Below are 529 nucleotides of genomic sequence, written 5' to 3'. Positions count from 1 at the left end.
CTTGTTGATACCGACGATTTCATTTTTCGCGCTTTTGAGTTCCCTCGCCTGAAAAGGCGGGGAGGGGGATTGAAGCCTTGTTGATACCGACGATTTCATTTTTCGCGCTTTTGAGTTCCCTCGCCTGAAAAGGCGGGGGTGCGTATTCCACCCCAACGTAACCGCCGATTCCAAGGAAAACCCTGGAATCAGTCACGTTGGGGTGGAATACGCACGGACGCTGGTTGAGCGCGGCATTTTGGATCAGCACGGCAGTGGTCGTGGGGTCTGGTACGACCTGCGGTGATCCTGCCGGTGTTGGGAAGGTAGCGTTGCGAATAACTGTCAAGCCTCGGGAGGGGAACCATGAATCGTGGCGCTGGATATTGTTGGCGGGCGCGCAGGGTTTCCGTATTCAATCTATGGCCGCCATCGGCGGCTGGAGGGTGCCAGCAGGCGGAATCAACAGCAATGTCTGGCCGTTCTTGGCCTAATGCTGGATGATCTGCAAGCATCCAGCCTTTTTCCTCGAAAGTATCGAGTACAAGCG

General features: G+C 55.6%; 1 protein-coding gene. It reads right to left on the bottom strand.

Annotation, left to right across the window (positions count from 1 at the left end; all coding sequences use genetic code 11):
* Positions 1-19: 19 nt before the first annotated feature.
* Positions 20-250 carry a hypothetical protein gene (locus ACOCD2_RS25840; RefSeq protein WP_295513987.1) on the bottom strand — a complete coding sequence of 77 codons (231 nt, stop codon included), beginning with the start codon at positions 248-250 and terminating at the stop codon, positions 20-22.
* Positions 251-529 lie beyond the last annotated feature (279 nt).

Origin of the sequence: Thiolapillus sp. (genome assembly GCF_048562965.1) — a bacterium.
GTDB lineage: Bacteria > Pseudomonadota > Gammaproteobacteria > Chromatiales > Chromatiaceae > Thiolapillus > Thiolapillus brandeum_A.
This window is presented reverse-complemented; position numbering and strand designations above follow the sequence as displayed.